Genomic DNA, 19,021 nt, shown 5'->3' on the forward strand with positions numbered 1-19,021 from the left:
GCCGGGCCGCCGGTCAGGAGTTCAGCTCGGCCAGCACCCGCAGGGTGTCCGGATCCGGGGCGGTGACCAGCAGGTCGGTGACCGGGCCCGCGCGCCACAGCTCCAGGCGTTCGGCGATCCGCTCGCGCGGGCCGACCAGGGAGATCTCGTCGGCGAAGGCGTCCGGGACGGCCAGCACCGCCTCCTCCCGGCGCCCGGCGAGGAACAGCTCCTGGATCCGCCGGGCTTCCTCGGCGTAGCCCATCCGGGCCATCAGATCGGCGTGGAAGTTGCGGGCCGCGTGTCCCATTCCGCCGATGTAGAAGCCGAGCATCGCCTTGACCGGCAGCAGGCCCTCGGCGACGTCCTTGCACACCCGGGCCCGGGCCATCGGGGCGATCACAAAGCCCTTGGGCAGGTCGGTGAGGGCGGCCTGGTACACGTCCGTGCGGGTGGGGGACCAGTAGAGGGGGAGCCAGCCGTCCGCGATCCGGGTGGTCTGGGCGATGTTCTTCGGCCCTTCCGCACCGAGCAGGACCGGCAGGTCCGGGCGGAGCGGGTGGGTGATCGGTTTCAGCGCCTTGCCGATTCCGGTGCCGTCGGGGCCGGTGTACGGGTGGCTGTGGAAGCGGCCGTCGAGGGTGACGGGGCCCTCGCGGCGCAGCACCTGGCGGATGACGTCCACGTACTCGCGGGTCGCGGTGAGCGGGCTGCGCGGGAAGGGCCGGCCGTACCAGCCCTCGACCACCTGCGGTCCGGACAGTCCGAGGCCGAGCATCATCCGGCCGCCGGAGAGGTGGTCGAGGGTCAGGGCCTGCATGGCCGTGGCGGTGGGGGTACGGGCGGCCATCTGCGCGATCGCGGTGCCGAGGCGGATCCGCGAGGTGTGCGCGGCGATCCAGGTCAGCGGGGTGAAGGCGTCGGAGCCCCAGGCCTCGGCGGTCCACACGGAGTCGTAGCCGAGCCGTTCGGCCTCGGTGGCGAGGTCGAGGTGGGCGGGGTTGGGGCCGCGCCCCCAGTAGCCGAGTGCGAGTCCGAGACGCATGTGGCGATCCCCTCCGCGATCCGAGCCTTGCCCTGTCTGTCTGACGATGCGTCAGGTGACAGGTGACTGTAGGGCAACGGCCCCTTGCCGGGAAGTGGCAAGGGGCCGTTGTGGAGCGGGTGGTGCGGGCGGCGTCTAGCCGCGCTGGATGCCCGAGGTGTCGTTCAGGACGCCGCGGCGGCCGTCCTGGGTCTGGGCCACCAGGGCCTGCGGGCCGCGCTGGTCCACCGCCAGGTACCAGGTACCGGGGGCCAGTTCGGCGATCGGGTTGGGGGAGCCGTCCTCCGGGAAGAGGGGGCGGGCCACCGGGACCGCGAACCAGAACGGGGCGAAGTCCGCGGCCGGCTGGGGCTGCGGCTGGGCCTGCTGCGGCTGCTGGGCCTGGGGCTGCGGCTGGGCGTCCTGCGGGCCGGGCGCCGGCGCGGGAGCCGGGGCCGGGGTGTCCTGGCCCTGGCCGCCGTACGGCGGGACGGGCTGCGGGGTGGCGCCGTACGGCTGCTGGCCGCCGGGGTAGCCGTAGCCGGCACCGGGTTGGCCGGGCTGGCCGGGGTACTGGCCGGGCTGGCCGCCGTACGGAGGGACGGCCGCCGGGGACGCGGCGGGCAGCAGCGGTCCGGCGAGCGCCCCGACCTTCGGGCCGGCGATGGCGACGCCGGCCATCAGGAGCGCGGCGAGCAGCGAGATGATCGCGCCGGCCCCGAGGTCCACGCGGTCCGGGGAGAGGATCAGGGCCCACAGGGCGGACCACGCGGAGGCCACCGCGAGCACGGTGCCCCAGCCGGTCAGCGGGATGCCGGCCAGCTTGCGGCCCTCGGGCAGGAAGCGCCCGCCGATCAGCATGCCCGCGGCGACGAACCCGAGCAGGAAGATCGTCGGCAGCACCAGGCCGTACACGTCGGTGTCCCACGCGCTGGGCGCGTCGAAGCCGTCGGCGGAGTAGTAATCGAGGAGCGACGCGATGAACAGCAGCACCGCTGCTCCGATCACCACGCCGTCGCCTCGAGTGAGGGAGCGGATGTTCACTTGTTGGGTGTCCTTCTCGTCTCGGTCGCGGGCGGGGACCATCGTACGGATGTTTCCCGGGTCCGAGCGGGTCGGGGCTCCCGGTGCCCCGACTCCCTACCCGCCGAGGAAGCCGACGATGCCGTCCGCGATGCCCTGCGCCGCCCGCTGCCGCCATTCCGGATTGGTCAGCAGCGCCGCGTCTTTGGCGTCACGCATATTGCCGCATTCGACGAACACCTTGGGCCGGGTCGAGAGATTGAGACCGCCGAGATCGTTGCGCACCACCAAGCCGGTGCCGCCGCCCACATAGTTGGAGGGGGCCATGGAGGTGGTCCGGACGTAGTTCCCGACGATGCGCTCGCCGAGCTCGCGCGAGGGCCCGACGATCGGGGCGGTGTCCGCGCCGCCGCCCTTCACCGTGGCCGGCAGGATGACGTGGAAGCCGCGGTTGCCGGCGGAGGAGCCGTCCGCGTGCACCGAGACCACGGCATCGGCCTTGGCCTCGTTGCCGATCCTGGCGCGCTCGTTGATGCAGGGGCCGTACGGGCGTTCCGCCGTGTGGGTGAACACCACGCGGATGCCGCGGGCTTCCAGGGCGGCGCGCAGCCGCTTCGACACGTCGAGGGTGAACTCGGCTTCCTGGTAGCCGGAGTTGGTGGTGGTGCCGGTGGTGTCGCACTCCTTGCGGCCGGTGCCGATGTCCACCTGCTGGTTGATTTCGCGCGCATGCCGGAAGTTGCCCGGGTTGTGGCCGGGGTCGATGACCACGGTGCGGCCGGCGAGCGGGCCCTTGCCCGGGCCCTGCGGGAGGCTGCCGGACGGCGCGGGGGCGGGGATGGCCTGGCCGGTCGCCGGGGCTGCGGAGCCGCTCGGCGCGGGGGCGCCGCTGCTCGCGGCCGGACTGCCGCTGGCCTTGGAGTCCCCGGGCCCCGGGGTGCCGCTCGCATGCGAGGCGGGCAGCGGCAGCACCTGGGGCTGCGGCTGTTTCGGGTCCGGACCGGCCCCGGAGGACACCTGGACCAGCACCCATCCCGCGAGGCAGGTGGGCGCGAGCGCCGCCGCCACGATGGCGAGCGTGGAGCGGCGGGCGTACCACGGCCGGTCCGGGCTGACCGAGGAGGCGGATTCCGGCGGCGGGGGGCTGTCGTGGCTGTCGTCGTACGGCACGTCGCGATGCTAGACCGCTGCGCGGCCGGCCGGGCGGATCCTCGGCCATCCGGGGGCGCGGTCGCAGGCGGGGGCCTGGCCGGCGCGGACTAAAGGCCCGGGCCGATGCGGCGCAGGACGCGCAGGGAGTCCGTGACGGAGATCTCCTCGAACGCGCCGGAGGCCAGCGCGCGGAGGTAGATCCGGTACGGGGCCTGGCCGCCGTCGGCCGGGTCCGGGAACACGTCGTGGATGACCAGCGTGCCGCCCTCGGCCAGGTGCGGGGCCCAGCCCTCGTAGTCGCCGGTGGCGTGCTCGTCCGTGTGCCCGCCGTCGATGAACACGAAGCCGAGCGGCCCGCCCCAGGCCGCCGCGACCTGCGGGGACCGCCCCACGATCGCGATCACGTGCTCCTCCAGGCCCGCCTTGTGCAGGGTGCGCCGGAAGGTCGGCAGGGTGTCCATCAGCCCGACCTCGGGGTCGACCACCGTCGGGTCGTGGTACTCCCACCCCGGCTGCTGCTCCTCGCTGCCCCGGTGGTGGTCCACGGTGATCGCCGCGACCCCCGCCTCGCGGGCGGCATCGGCCAGCAGGATGGTGGAGCGCCCGCAGTACGTACCGACCTCCAGCAGCGGCAGCCCCAGCCGGCCGGCCCCGACGGCCGCCTCGTACAGGGCGAGCCCCTCGCGTACGGGCATGAACCCCTTGGCGGCCTCGAAGGCGGCGAGGGATTCCGGCTTGGGGGTGGCGGCCATGGTGTCTCCGGCGGTGCGAGGTGGATCGGGCGGGCCCATGCTGCCCTACCGCCCGGTAGGGCACCAGGCCGGGCCCGGCCCGGACCCCGTGCGGTGGTCAGTTGCGTGATTCGGGCCACCGGACCGCGCCGGGACGGTTACGTTCGGTCAGGTACCGGAACGAACGCCGCGTCGCGGCGTGAGCTTGGGGGTGACCGTCCCATGGTCCGTGTCCGCGACCTCGATCCCAGCGCATCGCCGCTGGACTACTACGGCTCCGAGCTGCGGCAGCTGAGAGAGGCTGCGGGGCTGAACCAGGCGCAGCTCGGCGGGATCGTCTTCTGTACGGGCTCGCTGATCGGGCAGATCGAGACGGCGCGGAGGGTGCCGACGCGGGACTTCTCGGAACGGGTGGACGCGGCGCTGGGGACCGGCGGGGTGTTCTCCCGGCTGGTGGGGCTGGTGCTGCGGAGCCAGCTGCCGAGCTGGTTCCAGGCGTACGCCGAGATGGAGGCGAAGGCGGCCTACATCTCCACCTACCAGGCCCAGTTGGTGTACGGCCTGCTGCAGACCGAGGAGTACGCACGCGCCGTCCTGGGCGTGCGGAAGGAGGGCGACCTGGATGCGAGGGTGGCCGCGCGGATGGAGCGGCAGCGCATCCTGGACCGCGAGAACCCGCCACTGATGTGGATCGTGCTGAGCGAGGCCGTACTGCACCAGGAGATCGGCGGCCGGGAGGTCATGCGGAACCAGCTCGCCCACTTGTTGTCCCTGTGGGGGCGGGAGTGGGTGCAGGTGCAGATCCTGCCCTTCGAGGCGGGGGCCCATGCGGGGCTGCAGGGTACGTTCAACCTCCTGCGGTTCGAGGACGACCCGGACCTCGTCTATACCGAGGACTTCGTGCAGGGCCATATGACGGCCAATCCGCAGGCTCTCAAGGAAGGTTCGCTCCGTTACGATCATTTGCAGGCCGCCGCGCTCTCCGTGGAGGACTCGGCGGCATTGATCGCCCGCGTAATGGAGGAGCGTTATGGGCACCAGCCAGGACCTGACGGGCGCGACGTGGCGTAAGTCCTCGTACAGCTCCGACACCGGCGGCGATTGCGTCGAGTGCGCCCCGCTCGGCGCCGCCGCCTGGCGCACGTCCAGCTACAGCGGCACCACCGGCGGCGACTGCGTCGAAGTCGCCGCGCAGCCCTGCCTCGTCGCCGTCCGGGACTCCAAGGACCCCGACGGACCCGCCTTCACCGTGAGCTCCGCCGCCTTCGGCGCATTCGTGCGCAGCCTCTGACGGCTCGCCCGCCCCCGTTCCGAGAACACGTTCCAATCTGACCTTCCGTCAGAATGGAACGTGTTCTACCCTGCCGCGCATGGGCATCGGAATCACTGCGGAACAGCAGGAGTTGGCCGAGGCGGTGCGCGGCTGGGTGGCGCGGGCCGTGCCGCCGGAAGAGGTGCGCAAGCTGCTCGACAGCCCGCCCCGGACCGGGGTGCGGCCCGCCTGGTGGGACGCGATGGCCGCGCAGGGCCTGCTCGCCCCGCACCTGGAGGGCGGCACCCTCCTCGACCTCGCCGTGGTGGTGGAGCAGGCCGCCCGGGGCGCCCTGCCCGGGCCGTACCTCCCGAACGCGCTGGCCTCCGTACTGCTGGACCGGGGCGGTGCCGGTGAGCTCGCCGCGGCGCTGTCCGACGGGTCCCGGATCGGGGCCGTGGCCCTCGGCTCCGGCGGTATGACCGCCGTCGCCGTCGAGGGCGGCGGGCACCTGCTCGACGGGACGGCGCCGCCCGTGCTCGGCGCCGGCGAGGCCGATCTGCTGGTCCTGGCCGCCGAGGCGGCCCACGGCACGCTCTGGTTCGCGGTGGACGCCGCCGCGCTGGACGTCCGTACGCACGACAGCGCCGACCCCACCCGGCCGACCGCCGAGGTCCGGGCGCGCGGGGTGGCCGTCCCGGCCGGGCGGCTGCTGGAGCTGGACCCCGCGCTCGTACGGGACCTGGCCTGCGCCCTGTTCGCCGCCGACGCCTGCGGCACGGCCGCCTGGGCCCTGCACACCGCAGCCGAGTACGCCAAGGTGCGCGAGCAGTTCGGGCGGCCCATCGGGCAGTTCCAGGGCGTCAAGCACCTGTGCGCGGACATGCTGGTACGGGTCGAGCAGGCGCGGGCGCTCGCCTGGGACGCGGTCCGGGCCGCCGACGACACCCCCGAGGTGCGGGGCACGGTCGCGGCCCTGGCCGCCGGCACCGCGCTCGATGCCGCCTGGTCCGCCGCCAAGGACTGCGTACAGATCCTCGGCGGCATCGGCTTCACCTGGGAGCACGACGCCCACATCTTCCTGCGCCGGGCCCTGGTGGCCCGGCAGCTGCTCGGGGCCGGTGACGGGCACCGGCTGCGGGCGGTGCGGCTCGCCGCCCAGGGCGCACGGCGGGAGCTGCGGCTGGAGCTGCCCGAGGAGGCGGAGGCCTACCGGGCCGCAGCCCGCGAGGTCATCGGGGACGCCCGCGGGCTGGACCCGGCCGCCGCGCGCCGGGTGCTGGCGCCGACCGGGTACGCGGCCCCGCACCTCCCGCCGCCGTACGGGCTCGGGGCCGGGCCCGTCCAGCAGCTCGTCGTCCAGGAGGAGCTGGCGGCGGCCGGGGTCAAGGTCGCCGAACTGGGCATCGCGACCTGGGTGGTGCCCTCGCTGCTCGCCTACGGGACCGCCGAGCAGCAGGAGAAGTACCTGATGCCGACCCTGCGCGGCGATCTCACCTGGTGCCAGCTGTTCTCCGAGCCGGGGGCGGGCTCCGACCTGGCCGCGCTGCGGACCCGGGCCGAACGGACCGGGGACGGCGGCTGGGTGGTCAACGGGCAGAAGGTGTGGACGAGTTCGGCCCACACCGCCGACTACGGCATCCTGCTCGCCCGGACCGACCCGGCCGCCCCCAAGCACCAGGGCCTCGGCTATTTCCTCGTCGACATGAAACGGTCCGCCGGGATCGACATCCGCCCGCTGAAGGAGATCACCGGCGAGGCCCTCTTCAACGAGGTGTACTTCGACGAGGTCCGGCTCCCGGCGGACGCGCTGGTCGGCGAGCCGGCCGGGGGCTGGAAGGTGGCGCGCAACACCCTCGGCAACGAACGGGTGCACATGGCCGGCCAGATGACCTTCGACACCGGCCTGGAGGCGCTGATCGCCCGGTCCGCGGACCTGGACGGGGCGCAGCGGGCCCGCATCGGGGCGCTCGCGGCCGAAGCGCACGCACTGGCCTGCATCGGGCTGCGGACGACCCTGCAACAGGTGTCGGGGCTGGAGCCGGGCGCCGGGGCGTCCGTACGGAAACTGGTCCAGACGCCGCACCAGCAGCGGACCGCCGAGCTGGCGCTGGAACTGCTGGGGCCGGCGGGCGCGGTCACCGAGGGGGCGGGGGAGCGGGCGGTGCACGGGGTGCTGATGTCGCGCTGCCTCACCATCGCCGGGGGCACCACGCAAGTCCAGCTGAACGTCGTCGCCGAGCGGATCCTCGGCCTTCCCAGGGACTAGGAGTCCTCGTATGAAGTCGTACATCGTGGGCGTCGGCATGACGAAGTTCGAGAAGCCGGAGTCGCGGGACTGGCAGTACTGGGACATGGCGAGGGAGGCGGGGACGGCGGCGCTCGCCGACGCGGGAGTGCCGTACGACCGGGTGGAGCAGGTCCCGGTCGGCTACTGCTTCCAGGCCTCCACGGCGGGTCAGCGGGCGGCGTACGAGCTGGGGCTGACCGGTGTGCCCGTCTACAACGTCAACAACAACTGCGCGACCGGATCGACGGCGCTGATGATGGCGCGGCAGTTCGTCGAGGGCGGGATCAGCGACTGCGTACTGGCGCTCGGCTTCGAGAAGATGAAGCGCGGGGCGCTGGGCGGGGGCGCCGACGGCGGTGACTTCAAGACCTCCCCGGTGGCCCGGCACTACGGGATCATGGCCGCCGGGCACGGCTTCGAGATGTCCCCGCCGACCGCGCAGATCTTCGGCAACGCGGCGCGCGAGCACATGGACCGGTACGGGACGACGGCGGCGCAGCTGGCGGCAGTGGGGGAGAAGAATCACCGCCACTCGGCAAACAACCCGAACGCGCAGTTCCAGGACGTGTACTCGGTGGCGGAGATCCTGGCGGCGAAGGAGATCCACCGGCCGCTGACCAAGCTCCAGTGCTCGCCGACCTCGGACGGGGCGGCGGCGGCCCTGGTGGTGTCGGAGCGGTTCCTCGTCGAGCACGGGCTGCACGACAAGGCCGTGGAGATCGTCGCCCAGGCGATGACCACGGACACGCCCGAGTCCTTCGCCTCCGGCTCCTGTATCGACGTGGTCGGCAAACCGATGACGGCCGCGGCGGCGCGGGCCGTGTACGAGCGGTCGGGGCTCGGCATCGAGGACGTGGACGTCATCGAGCTGCACGACTGCTTCTCGGTCAACGAACTGCTGACGTACGAGGCGCTGGGGATGTGCGAGGACGGCGCGTCGGGGAAGCTGGTCGAGTCGGGGGCCACGACGTACGGCGGGCAGTGGGTGGTCAACCCGTCCGGCGGGCTGATCTCGAAGGGCCACCCGCTGGGCGCGACCGGGCTGGCGCAGGCGGCGGAACTGGTCTGGCAACTGCGCGGGACGGCCGGCCCGCGCCAGGTGGACGGCGCCCGGGTGGGCCTGGCCCACAACATCGGCCTGGGCGGCGCGGCGGTGGTGACGATGCTGCGGCGGTGACGGGGCGGGGCGGGCGCGGAGCGGTGGGGGAGGAGGCAACGGTCCGGGAGGCTCATGGACTCTGAAAGGTAGGAGGTGGAGTCCATGGGGGGACGGAAGCAAGCGCTGGACGAGGAATTCCAGGGCTTTGTGACGAGCAGGTGGCCGAGGCTGATGCGGACGGCGTACCTGCTGACGGGCGAGCAGCACGCAGCTGAGGACCTGCTGCAATCGTCGATGGAGAAGGTGTACGCGTCCTGGCGGAAGGTCAGCCAGGCGGACGACGCCGATGCGTACGTGCGGCGGGTGCTGGCCAATACGCATGCCAGGAAATTCCGCCGACGGCTCAGAGAGGACCTGGCGCCACCAGGTGTGGACGAACCGTCGGTCACCCTTGCCGACCGGCCGGAGAGCGGCGACCGGATCGCCCAGGCGGATGACCGTGCGGCACTGATGCGCGGCTTGGCGGCATTGCCGCTCAGGCAGCGGCAGGCGGTGGTGCTGCGGTACTGGGAGGACCTGAGCGAGACCCAGGCCGCCGCGGCGATGGGGTGTTCCGTGGGCGCGGTGAAGAGCAACGCGGCCAAAGGGATCGCCAAACTGCGGGCCATACCCGCGTTGGTGGCGGTGGTCGGCCGATGAGCGGGGGAGACGAGCACGGGATGACGGCGATGGACACGCAGGAGCAGGACCGGATGACGGAGCGCCTGGCACGCGCCGCCGACGAAGTCGTCGTGGGAGCCGTCCCGCTGGACGCCCTGATGCGGGGCGGCCGTCGCCGGCGGGTCCGGCGGGCCCTGCTGTCGGGTGCCTTGGCGCTGGCGGTTCTCGTTCCGCTGGGCGGGGTGGCGGTGTCGCTGGCCCGGGAGGACCGGCCCGCCGAGGTGGCGGTGCCCCAGCCGCCGGAAGACGACTCCGTTACCGCGGACCTGGGCAGTGTCGAGGCCGACGGCGTGCTCTTCCACGCCAAGATCACTGTGCAGCGCTTCCCGACGAGGATCATGCCGCGTCCAGCCAGCCTGCCACCCGATTGGGAGGTGCCGAAGGAGGGACCGTGGCCATGGTCCTTCATCGACTTCGACGGGCCGCCGCTCCGGGAGCCGGCAATGTTTCATTTCAGACCATCGGGGTTGGAAGCCGATCAGACGGGGGTGCTGTTCAGTTCTCACAGGGTGGACCTGGATCGCCCCGGCGATGCGATGGAGCGCTTCCGCACCCTGGCCGTAGGCCAGGTCAGGCCGGAGTTCCGGCGCGTGGTGATCACGTGGGAGGACGGCTCCACGAGCGAGCCGAGGCTGCAGAGCGTTCCCAAGAGCGATCGCCTCTGGTTCATAGCGGGAGCGAAGGCATGGGTAAAGCCCGACTTCGTGGACGTGTATGACGCAAGCGGAAAGCGCACCCGGATGGACGTGACCTGATAAGGCTCAGAGCTCCAGCGCGGGGTCGATGACGGTTTCACCCGTCGCGGCGGCGCGGAGGGCTTGGGCCAGGTCCTCCACGGGGCCGTCCCGGAGGACCAGGCCCGCCGCGCCGGCGGCCAGGGCCGCCTCCGCCAGGCCCGGGTGGGCCGAGCCCGTCACCACCAGGGGCCGGCACTCCGGGTCCTCCGCGGCCAGGGCCCCGACCGCGGCGACCGAATCGACCAGCGCGACCTGCGGGCGCTGGAGCAGCGAGGGGACCACCTCGATGTCCGGCTGGAGGCCGAGCAGTACGGCGAGGGCCGGGTCGGGCGGGATCAGCAGGACCCGCAGGGACTTGGCGGGGCGGGGGTCCCGGGGCATTTCGTCCACCCGCTCAGGGTAGGTCAGGAGGGTTCCCGACGCTTGATCTGACGTAACGTCAGGAGTCTTCACAAGTTCCGGGGCGTGCGTTATACATTCCCTCACCGGAACAGATAGAACGCGTTCTAGAACGCCTGAACCGGTCCGCATACGACCTCGGTGCGGCCGACGGTGCGGACGGTCGCACCGAGGTCTTCCCAAAGGAACAAGGAGCAGCATCCTCATGCCGATCGATGCCGCCAGGGCCCTCGCCGCCGAACCTCGACTGAGTGACATCGGGTGGGACCACAAGGACATCCAGCTCTACCACCTCGGACTCGGCGCGGGCATCCCCGCCACCGACCCCGACGAGCTGCGCTACACGCTCGAATCCAAGCTCCACGTACTCCCCAGCTTCGCGACCGTGGCCGGCGCCGGGATGGCCATGCTCGGCGGCCTGGGCGCACCGGGCATCGAGGTCAACCTCGCCGCGGTGCTGCACGGCGGGCACTCCATCGAGCTGCACCGGCCGATCCCCGTCAAGGGCAGCGCCACCTCCCGCTCGAAGGTCGCGGCCGTCTACGACAAGGGCAAGGCCGCCGTCATCGTGCTGCGTTCCGAGGTCGCCGACGAGGAGGGCCCGTTGTGGACCTCCGACGCGCAGATCTTCGTACGCGGGGAGGGCGGCTTCGGCGGGGAGCGCGGGCCCTCGGAGCGGCTGGAGGTGCCGGAGCGGGAGCCCGACCGGGTGGAGGACCGCCGGATCCGGGAGGAGCAGGCGTTGCTGTACCGGCTCTCCGGGGATTGGAACCCGCTGCACGCCGACCCCGAGTTCGCCAAGCTGGCCGGCTTCGACCAGCCGATCCTGCACGGCCTGTGCTCGTACGGCATGACCCTCAAGGCCGTGGTGGACACCGTCCTGGACGGGGACGTGTCCCGGGTCAAGGCCTACCGCACCCGCTTCGCCGGGATCGTGTTCCCGGGCGAGACGTTGCGGATCCGGATGTGGCAGGAGCCCGGCCGGGTCCAGGTGTCGGTGACCGCGGTCGAACGGGACGAGGCGCCGGTCCTCGCGGACACCGTCGTCGAACACGCGTAAGGACCACGCACGACAGACCGACAGAAGGAGCCGCACCGTGCGCGCAGCACTGCAGAGCGAGATCGGCCAGGACAAGCTCGAAGTCGTCGACGACATGGAGACCGTGGGCTTCGGCCCCGGCAAGGTGAAGATCCGGATCAAGGCGACCGGGTTGTGCCACTCCGACCTCTCCGCGATGAACGGCGTGCTGCCGCAGCCGGCCCCCTTCATCCCGGGCCACGAGGGCTCCGGGGTGATCACCGACGTGGGCGACGGGGTGACCACGCACAAGGAGGGCGACCGGGTCCTGGTGTGCTGGCTGCCGCCCTGCGGGCACTGTCCGGCCTGCAAGCGCAACCAGGGCCACCTGTGCCTGGAGAGCTTCGGCAATGTGGCCACCCCCAACTTCCGGCGGTCCGGCGGGGACATCTTCGGCTTCGCCGGCACCGGCACCTTCGCCGAGGAGGTGGTGGTCCCGGCCGGGTGCGCGATACCGATCCCGGACGACGTGCCCTTCGACATCGCCGCGCTGATCGGCTGCGGGGTCACCACCGGACTCGGTGCAGCCATCAACACGGCCAAGGTGGAGGCCGGTTCCTCGGTCGCCGTCATCGGCTGCGGCGGGGTCGGGATCTCCGTCATCCAGGGGGCCAAGGTGCAGGGTGCCGCCCAGATCATCGCGGTGGACCCGGTGGCGTCCCGGCGCGAGGCGGCCCTGCGGTTCGGCGCCACCGAGGCGGTCGCCCCGGAGGCCTTCGGCGACGCCAAGAACCGGATCACCGCCGGCGAGGGCTTCGACTGCGTCTTCGAGGTGGTCGGCAAGTCCGCCACGGCCCAGACCGCGTACCAGATGACCCGGCGCGGTGGCACGGTGTGCGTGGTCGGCGCGGGCGCGCTGGACGACAACTTCCAGATCAACATGTTCTCGCTGTTCTTCGACGAGAAGCGGATCCTGCCCTCCATGTACGGCGGCGGGGACGTGCTGCGGTCCTACGAGCGGACCATCGCGCTCTGGCGGGCCGGCCGTATCGACCTGGCCGGGCTGATCACCCACCGGGTGCAGCTCGCCGAGATCAACGACGCCCTGGACCAGATGCGGACCGGCGTGGCCCTGCGCACCTGCATCGAACTCTGACTCCGAGAGAGGACCCGGCTTCATGGCACTGTCAGCACTGCCAGCTCTGCCACTCGAAGGACTCTCCGCCGTCGTCACCGGCGCCGGCCGCGGGCTCGGCCGGGCCGAGGCGGTCGAGCTCGCCCGGCTCGGCGCGAGCGTGGTCGTCAACGACTTCGGACAGCCCGGGCGGGACGGCTCCGGGGAGGCCTCGGCCGCACCGGCCGAGGAGGTCGCCGCGGAGATCCGCGCTGCGGGCGGCAAGGCGGTGGCGCACCTCGGTGACGTGGCCGACTTCGACCAGGCCCGCGAGCTGATCGAGCTGGCGGTGAGCAGCTTCGGCAAGCTCGACATCCTCGTCAACAACGCGGGCATCCTGCGGGACCGGATGGTCTTCTCGATGTCCGAGGAGGAATGGGACTCGGTGATCCGGGTCCACCTCAAGGGGCATTTCAACACCACGCACTTTGCGTCCGTGCACTGGCGGGAGCGCTCCAAGGCGGTGGGTGGCCCGGTCTACGGCCGGATCGTCAACACCTCCTCGGAGGCCTTCCTGGGCGGGTCCGCCGGCCAGCCGAACTATGCGGCGGCCAAGGGCGGCATCGTGGGCCTCACCACCTCGACGGCGCTCGCGCTGGCGAAGTACGGGGTCACGGCCAACGCGATCTGCCCGCGGGCCCGCACCCGGATGACGGAGGACGTGTTCGCCGGCTTCCAGGTGCCGGAGGAGGGCAAGCTCGACCCGCTGGCCCCCGAGCACGTGGCCCCGCTGGTCGGCTACCTGGCGTCCCCGGCCTCGGCCAAGGCCAACGGGCAGCTGTTCGTCGTGCACGGCGGGATCGTGGTGGTCATGGAACGCCCCCGGGTGGCGGCCAAGTTCGACACCTCGAAGGAGGCGTTCTCCTTCGAGGAGCTGGACGAGGTGCTCACCCCGCACTACGAGTCCCGGCCCGCGGGCGAAACGTTCGCGGCGGCGGAGGTCCTGGCCCTCAAACACGGCTAGCGGCTGGCGGCGAGGGGCGCCTGTTGCAGGGGGACCGGGCGGGTGGCTGCCGGGCGTGGTCCGGAGGCCAGCCGGACCGGGGGTGGCGGGGCCTGGGGAATGGTCAGGCCGATGATGCCGCAGGGCACGTCGGGGGTCGCGTACGGGAGCCTCAGGCGGCCCTCGTGGGTCCACAGCCCGGCGCCGCCCAGCCAGCCGGGCGGGCCGCCCAGCCGGAAGACGTGCCGGTCGGCGGGGCGCCACAGGGCCAGCGCCTCGCCGGGGCCGGTGCCGCCGGTGCCGGGGAGCCGTAGCGCGACCGCGCAGCTCTCCGGCATCAGCGCCTGCCCCGGCTGCACGGCGAACGGCACCGCCGTGGCGCCCTCGGCCCGCAGGCAGTCCGGGAAGCGGACCGGGCGGGAGCTGCCCAGGACCCCCCAGCCGAGCCGCTGTTCACCCGGGGCGTCCGAGCGGATCAGCAGCAGGCCGCTGTCCGGGTCGGCCAGCAGCAGCCGGTCGTTGCTGGCCTCGGCGATCTGGAGCAGGGGCGAGATCTCGCCGGCCCGGCCCAGGTCCACCGCGATGGCCTTGGTACGGCCGCCCTGGGCCCGGTCCAGGGCCAGCAGCCGGCCCGTACGGTCCAGCCAGACCCCGCCCGTGCAGCGGCCCGGGATCCGGGCGACCCGCTCCGGGCCGCCGGGGCCGCCGCCCGCCACCCGCCACACCACGGTCTCGGCCCCTGCGGCCACGGCCAGGGCGTAGGCGCTGCGGCCGTCGGGCGACGGCGGCAGCAGGGACACGTGGAGGCCTTCGCCGGCCGGGACCGAGCCGAGCGGGAGTTCGCCGGTCCGCGGGCCGGTGGGGTAGAGCAGGGCGAAGGCGTGCCGGTCGGCCACCCGCCGGTGGATCAGCACCCGCCCGTCGGCGAGCGGCAGCACCTCGCTGTCCGCCTCCTCGGGCTGCTCCAGCGGGAGCGGTACGGCATAGGGCTCGGGCCCGTCGAGGGTCCAGCGTTCCGGGTAGCGGGCGTCGGCGTCCCCGGCGAGCCGGGCGGCGTACGACCCGTCCGCGGCGATCGTGAACGGTGCCGGCCCGGTCTCCACAGCAGTAGTCACAGCACAGGCAGTCATCTGTGCGTCACCTCCGGTGAGGAAGCTAGTTTTCGCACTTCCAGCCGAACAACACGAGCACTCCCGCTTCACACATACGGGTGGCGACCCGGCGATTCTGCTGTGAGGGGTGAGCCCCCTGTGCCATGCCTCCGGCGGCCCGGCGGCCCGGCGGCCGGGGCCCCGCGGCCCGCCGCCCCCGGCACCGTCCCGAGCCGCCCGGCCCGAGTCGGCTCGGGCTAGCGCCCGGCCAGCCGGCCGGGGCCGGCACCCGCGGTGGCCCGGGCTCCGGGGCCCGGGGTCTGCCGCCGCCGGTCCCGCCGCCCTGCCGCCGGTCGTGGCCGTGGCGTCGAGCACCTGCTCGGCGGTGGCCCGGGCTCCGGGCCCGTGGCCCGTCGGCCCCGGTACCGCCGCCGAGCCGCCCGGCCCGGGCTGTTTCCGGCCTGCCGGCCGGCCAGGGCCGGCACGGACGCCGGGGCGCCCGCGGCCTGCCGCTCACCGGTACCGCCGCCGAGCCGGTCGGCGATTGCGGCCTGTGCCCGGCCTGCCGGCCGACCCGCGGCCGGTCGTGGCCGTCGCGTTGGGCGGCTGTTCCGCGGCGGCACGGGTGCGCCGGGGCCCGGTGCCGCCGCCGAGCCGGCCGGCCCGGGCCGGCTGTGTTCGGCTCCGGGCGCGGCCTGCCGTCCGCCCGGTTCGAGCCGGCCAGGGCCGGCCCGTGCCCCGCCGTCGGCCAGGGCATCGCGTCAAAGGTGCTGCTCCGCGGCGGCTTGGGTGTGGTGGACGGTAGCCTTGGCCCGTGCCCCGTCTCTCTGAAGTCATCTCCGCGCTCGATGCCCTCTGGCCCCCCGCCCGGGCCGAGCAGTGGGACGCCGTCGGAACCGTCTGCGGTGACCCCGACGCCGAGGTTTCCCGCGTCCTGTTCGCCGTGGACCCGGTCCAGGAGATCGCCGACGAGGCGGTGAAGCTGGGCGCCGACCTCCTCGTCACCCACCACCCCCTCTATCTGCGCGGCACCACCACGGTCGCGGCCGGCACCTTCAAGGGCCGGGTCGTGCACACGCTGATCAAGAACGACATCGCGCTGCACGTGGCCCACACCAACGCCGACACCGCCGACCCCGGCGTCTCCGACGCCCTGGCCGGCGCCCTCGACCTGCGCGTCACCGGCCCCCTGGTCCCCGACCCGGCCGACCCGACGGGCCGCCGTGGCCTCGGCCGGATCTGCGAGCTGGACCACCCCGAGACCCTCCGCGAGTTCGCCGCCCGGGCCGCCGCCTGGCTGCCGCCGACCGCGCAGGGCATCCGGGCCGCCGGCGACCCGGACGCCCTGATCCGTACCGTCGCCGTCAGCGGAGGCTCCGGCGACAGCCTCTTCGAGCAGGCGCGCGCCGCCGGCGTGGACGCCTTCCTCACCGCCGACCTGCGCCACCACCCGGTGTCCGAGGCCCGCGAGCAGAGCCCGCTCGCCCTCGTCGACGCCGCCCACTGGGCCACCGAGTGGCCCTGGTGCGAACAGGCCGCCGCCCAGCTCGACGCGATCTCCGAGCGCCACGGCTGGGGTCTGCGGACCCATGTCTCGCGCACGGTCACCGACCCCTGGACGGCCCACACGCCGTCCGTCATCTCACCCTCTATCCCTGGAGCCCCCAACTGAACGCCGAGCCCGCCGACCAGATCCGACTTCTCGACGTCCAGGCCCTGGACACCCGGCTGTCGCAGCTCGCCCACAAGCGCAAGTCGCTGCCCGAGCACGCCGAGCTAGACTCCCTCACCAAGGACCTCACGGCGCAGCGCGACCTGCTCGTCGCCGCGCAGACCGAGGAGAGCGACACCGCCCGCGAGCAGACCAAGGCGGAGCAGGACGTCGACCAGGTCCGCCAGCGGGCGGCCCGCGACCAGCAGCGCCTGGACTCCGGCGCGGTCACCTCGCCGAAGGACCTGGAGAACCTCCAGCGCGAGGTGGTCTCCCTTGCCAAGCGCCAGGGCGACCTGGAGGACGTGGTCCTGGAGGTCATGGAGCGCCGCGAGTCCGCGCAGGAGCGGGTCGCCGAACTCACCGAACGGGTCTCCGCCCTGCAGGCCAAGACCGACGACGCGACGGCCCGCCGGGACGCGGCCACCGCCGAACTCGACGCCGAGACCGCTTCGGTGACCAAGGACCGGGAGATCGTCGTCGGCGCCATCCCCGCCGACCTGATCGCCCTGTACGAGAAGATCCGCGCGAAGCAGGGCGGTGTGGGCGCCGCGAAGCTGTACCAGAAGCGCTGCCTGGGCTGCCAGCTGGAGCTGGACCTCTCCGAGATCAACGAGGTCAAGGCTGCGGCCCGCGACAAGGTCGTCCGGCACGAGAACTGCGGTCGCATCCTGGTCCGTACGGCCGACTCGGGCATCTGATGCAGCTGGTGGTCGAGGCGGACGGCGGGTCCCGGGGCAACCCGGGCCCGGCCGGCTACGGCGCGGTGGTCCTGGACCCGGTGTCCGGTGAAACCCTCGCCGAACGGGCCGAGTTCATCGGCGTCGCGACGAACAACGTGGCCGAGTACAAGGGCCTGATCGCCGGACTCAAGGCGGCCCGGGAACTGTCCCTGGACGCCCGGGTCCGGGTCCGGATGGACTCCAAGCTCGTCGTGGAGCAGATGTCCGGCCGCTGGAAGATCAAGCACCCGGACATGAAGCCGCTCGCGGCCGAGGCCGCGCGGATCCTCCCGGCGTCCCAGGTGACGTACGAGTGGATCCCGCGGGAGATGAACAAGCACGCGGACCGGCTCGCCAACGAGGCGATGGACGCGGGCAAGCGCGGCAGGCAGTGGTCGCCGTCCGACTCGGCGGCGGCCCTGGACCGTGGCGCGGCCCGTGCGCTGGCCACCCCGCCGCCGTCCGGCCCGCCCGGTGACCAGGCCGCCGGCGCGGCGGCGGCCCGCGCGGCGCTGGCCGGCGCCAACGCCTCCGGCGGTGCCCGTGGTTCCGCCGGCTCCGGCCGTGCGGGGGCCGCTGTGGCTCCGGCCGCGCCGGCCGGCCTGGTCACGGCCGCGCGCGCGGCCGAAGCGGACGAGGCGTTGTTCGGGCAGGGCGACCCGCTGGCCGCCGCCGGCCAGGTCACGGCCGCGGAAGCGGACCGGGATCGGGATGCGGCCCGGGCGGCCGGGGCACAGGTGCCCGGGCCCTCGACCGGGCCCGAAGCCCTCGCGGCGGGCACCACGCCCGGCGTCGGCTGGGCTGCGCCCGATCTCGGGACGCCCGCCACCTTTGTGCTGCTCCGGCACGGCGAGACCGCGCTCACCCCGGAGAAGCGGTTCTCCGGCAGTGGCGGCACCGACCCCGAGCTGTCCCCGGCCGGCCGCCGCCAGGCCGAGGCCGTCGCCACGGCCCTGGCCGCCCGCGGCACCATCCAGGCCGTCGTCACCTCCCCGCTGCGCCGCTGCCGGGAGACCGCCCAGGCGGTCGCCGACCGGCTCGGCCTGCCGGTCACGGTCGAGAACGGGCTGCGCGAGACCGACTTCGGGGCCTGGGAGGGCCTGACCTTCGCCGAGGTCAAGGACCGCTACCCGGCGGACCTCCAGGCCTGGCTCGACTCCCCGAAGGCCGCCCCGACCGGCGGCGGCGAGAGCTTCAGCCAGGTCACCCGCCGGGTCTCGGCCGCCCGCGACCGGCTGCTGGCCGCCCATGCGGGCCGTACGGTCCTGCTGGTCAGCCATGTCACCCCGGTCAAGACCCTGGTCCGGCTGGCCCTCGGCGCCCCGCCGGAATCCCTGTTCCGGATGGAGCTGGCCGCGGCCTCCCTGTCCGCAGTGGCCTACTACGCCGACGGCAACGCCTCGCTGCGCCTGCTGAACGACACCTCCCACCTGCGATAGCGGGACAACGGGAGAACGGCTCGGGCCCCGCACACATCGTGTGCGGGGCCCGAGCCATGTCCAGCGCAGAACAACGCCGGCTGTACGCCGGGTTCTGTCACCCGGTGACCTCGCGGTCGCCGGGGAGACGGCCATCCATCTAGGACCGGTGTTGCCACCGGCCTCGTGCGGTCTACCCGCGGACTCGGGCGGGCAGCCCTCGATCGTCCGCGCAGGGCCCTCCGAGGAGGACCCCTCTTGACCTTGCTCCGAGTGGGGTTTACCTAGCCGCCTGGGTCACCCCAGGCGCTGGTGGTCTCTTACACCACCGTTTCACCCTTACCGAAGGCCCTGAGGCCCCCGGCGGTCTGTTTTCTGTGGCACTGTCCCGCGGGTCACCCCGGGTGGGCGTTACCCACCACCCTGCCCTGTGGAGCCCGGACGTTCCTCGGCAGGGCCGAAACCCTGACGCGGCCGTCCGCCGGCGTTGTTCTGCGAACGACCATGCTACCCGGCACGGCGGCGCCGCTTGACCTTG

General features: G+C 73.3%; 18 protein-coding genes and 1 other RNA gene. 12 read left to right on the forward strand and 7 right to left on the reverse strand.

All coding sequences use genetic code 11. The features are described from left to right. Nucleotides 1-13: 13 nt before the first annotated feature. From DEJ50_RS23580 to DEJ50_RS23595, 4 genes are all read right to left on the reverse strand, one after another. Complete coding sequence (locus DEJ50_RS23580; protein WP_150210096.1) at nucleotides 14-1,024, reverse strand: LLM class F420-dependent oxidoreductase; 1,011 nt, start codon at nucleotides 1,022-1,024, stop codon at nucleotides 14-16. 135 nt (nucleotides 1,025-1,159) lie between these two features. Beyond that, nucleotides 1,160-2,047 (reverse strand): DUF5336 domain-containing protein, encoded by an 888-nt coding sequence (locus tag DEJ50_RS23585; RefSeq protein WP_150210098.1) that lies wholly within the window; start codon nucleotides 2,045-2,047, stop codon nucleotides 1,160-1,162. Nucleotides 2,048-2,143: 96 nt separating this feature from the next. Continuing rightward, complete coding sequence (locus tag DEJ50_RS23590; protein ID WP_223837884.1) at nucleotides 2,144-3,196, reverse strand: N-acetylmuramoyl-L-alanine amidase; 1,053 nt, start codon at nucleotides 3,194-3,196, stop codon at nucleotides 2,144-2,146. Nucleotides 3,197-3,285: 89 nt separating this feature from the next. Then, entirely contained in the window at nucleotides 3,286-3,930 is a 645-nt protein-coding gene (locus DEJ50_RS23595) for a class I SAM-dependent methyltransferase (RefSeq protein ID WP_150210099.1), read from the reverse strand. Between the two features lie 201 nt (nucleotides 3,931-4,131). Here DEJ50_RS23595 and DEJ50_RS23600 point away from each other — a divergent pair, with 201 nt between their 5' ends. From DEJ50_RS23600 to DEJ50_RS23625, 6 genes are all read left to right on the forward strand, one after another. After that, nucleotides 4,132-4,980 carry a helix-turn-helix domain-containing protein gene (locus DEJ50_RS23600; RefSeq protein ID WP_150210101.1) on the forward strand — a complete coding sequence of 283 codons (849 nt, stop codon included), beginning with the start codon at nucleotides 4,132-4,134 and terminating at the stop codon, nucleotides 4,978-4,980. Next, nucleotides 4,940-5,200, forward strand: coding sequence for a DUF397 domain-containing protein (locus DEJ50_RS23605; RefSeq protein ID WP_150210103.1), 261 nt, complete (start codon nucleotides 4,940-4,942; stop codon nucleotides 5,198-5,200). The genes DEJ50_RS23600 and DEJ50_RS23605 overlap by 41 nt, the downstream gene beginning before the upstream one ends. A 79-nt stretch (nucleotides 5,201-5,279) precedes the next feature. Then, nucleotides 5,280-7,430: an acyl-CoA dehydrogenase gene (locus DEJ50_RS23610; protein ID WP_150210105.1), complete on the forward strand. Its 2,151-nt coding sequence runs from the start codon at nucleotides 5,280-5,282 to the stop codon at nucleotides 7,428-7,430. A 10-nt stretch (nucleotides 7,431-7,440) separates the two neighbouring features. Continuing rightward, entirely contained in the window at nucleotides 7,441-8,628 is a 1,188-nt protein-coding gene (locus DEJ50_RS23615) for a lipid-transfer protein (protein ID WP_150210107.1), read from the forward strand. Between the two features lie 84 nt (nucleotides 8,629-8,712). Beyond that, nucleotides 8,713-9,249, forward strand: a complete 537-nt coding sequence (locus DEJ50_RS23620; RefSeq protein ID WP_150210109.1) for a SigE family RNA polymerase sigma factor — start codon at nucleotides 8,713-8,715, stop codon at nucleotides 9,247-9,249. A 29-nt stretch (nucleotides 9,250-9,278) separates the two neighbouring features. Continuing rightward, the gene (locus tag DEJ50_RS23625) at nucleotides 9,279-10,025 is read left to right on the forward strand and encodes a hypothetical protein (protein ID WP_150210111.1); all 747 of its coding nucleotides are present in this window, start codon (nucleotides 9,279-9,281) and stop codon (nucleotides 10,023-10,025) included. Nucleotides 10,026-10,031: 6 nt separating this feature from the next. On the opposite strand, the gene DEJ50_RS23630 is transcribed toward DEJ50_RS23625, so the two are convergent. Next, nucleotides 10,032-10,388, reverse strand: coding sequence for a DNA-binding response regulator (locus DEJ50_RS23630; protein ID WP_223838164.1), 357 nt, complete (start codon nucleotides 10,386-10,388; stop codon nucleotides 10,032-10,034). A gap of 223 nt (nucleotides 10,389-10,611) precedes the next feature. Between DEJ50_RS23630 and DEJ50_RS23635 the strand changes: the two genes are divergently transcribed. Genes DEJ50_RS23635 through DEJ50_RS23645 form a run of 3 tightly spaced genes read left to right on the forward strand, consistent with a single transcriptional unit; the run spans nucleotide 10,612 to nucleotide 13,562 of the window. Then, nucleotides 10,612-11,466 (forward strand): MaoC/PaaZ C-terminal domain-containing protein, encoded by an 855-nt coding sequence (locus DEJ50_RS23635; protein WP_150210115.1) that lies wholly within the window; start codon nucleotides 10,612-10,614, stop codon nucleotides 11,464-11,466. A 37-nt stretch (nucleotides 11,467-11,503) separates the two neighbouring features. Then, nucleotides 11,504-12,580, forward strand: a complete 1,077-nt coding sequence (locus tag DEJ50_RS23640) for a Zn-dependent alcohol dehydrogenase (protein ID WP_150210116.1) — start codon at nucleotides 11,504-11,506, stop codon at nucleotides 12,578-12,580. A gap of 22 nt (nucleotides 12,581-12,602) precedes the next feature. Then, nucleotides 12,603-13,562: a 3-oxoacyl-ACP reductase gene (locus DEJ50_RS23645; RefSeq protein WP_150210117.1), complete on the forward strand. Its 960-nt coding sequence runs from the start codon at nucleotides 12,603-12,605 to the stop codon at nucleotides 13,560-13,562. Here the strand turns inward: DEJ50_RS23645 and DEJ50_RS23650 are convergent. Further along, on the reverse strand, nucleotides 13,559-14,671 hold the full coding sequence (locus DEJ50_RS23650; RefSeq protein ID WP_150210118.1) for a hypothetical protein: 1,113 nt from the start codon (nucleotides 14,669-14,671) through the stop codon (nucleotides 13,559-13,561). The two genes, DEJ50_RS23645 and DEJ50_RS23650, sit on opposite strands and share 4 nt — an antisense overlap. Before the next feature lie 775 nt (nucleotides 14,672-15,446). Here DEJ50_RS23650 and DEJ50_RS23655 point away from each other — a divergent pair. From DEJ50_RS23655 to DEJ50_RS23665, 3 genes are read left to right on the forward strand one after another with little or no spacing between them, the layout of a single operon-like run. Continuing rightward, on the forward strand, nucleotides 15,447-16,304 hold the full coding sequence (locus tag DEJ50_RS23655; protein WP_150210119.1) for a Nif3-like dinuclear metal center hexameric protein: 858 nt from the start codon (nucleotides 15,447-15,449) through the stop codon (nucleotides 16,302-16,304). Then, nucleotides 16,301-17,044, forward strand: coding sequence for a zinc ribbon domain-containing protein (locus tag DEJ50_RS23660; RefSeq protein WP_190345024.1), 744 nt, complete (start codon nucleotides 16,301-16,303; stop codon nucleotides 17,042-17,044). Before DEJ50_RS23655 ends, DEJ50_RS23660 begins: the two co-directional genes overlap by 4 nt. Then, nucleotides 17,044-18,504 carry a bifunctional RNase H/acid phosphatase gene (locus DEJ50_RS23665; RefSeq protein WP_411757636.1) on the forward strand — a complete coding sequence of 487 codons (1,461 nt, stop codon included), beginning with the start codon at nucleotides 17,044-17,046 and terminating at the stop codon, nucleotides 18,502-18,504. Before DEJ50_RS23660 ends, DEJ50_RS23665 begins: the two co-directional genes overlap by 1 nt. A 67-nt stretch (nucleotides 18,505-18,571) precedes the next feature. Here the strand turns inward: DEJ50_RS23665 and rnpB are convergent. Then, nucleotides 18,572-18,973: RNase P RNA component class A (rnpB, locus tag DEJ50_RS23670), an RNA gene on the reverse strand. Nucleotides 18,974-19,021 lie beyond the last annotated feature (48 nt).

Origin of the sequence: Streptomyces venezuelae (assembly GCF_008642295.1) — a bacterium.
In the GTDB taxonomy this organism is placed as follows: domain Bacteria; phylum Actinomycetota; class Actinomycetes; order Streptomycetales; family Streptomycetaceae; genus Streptomyces; species Streptomyces venezuelae_C.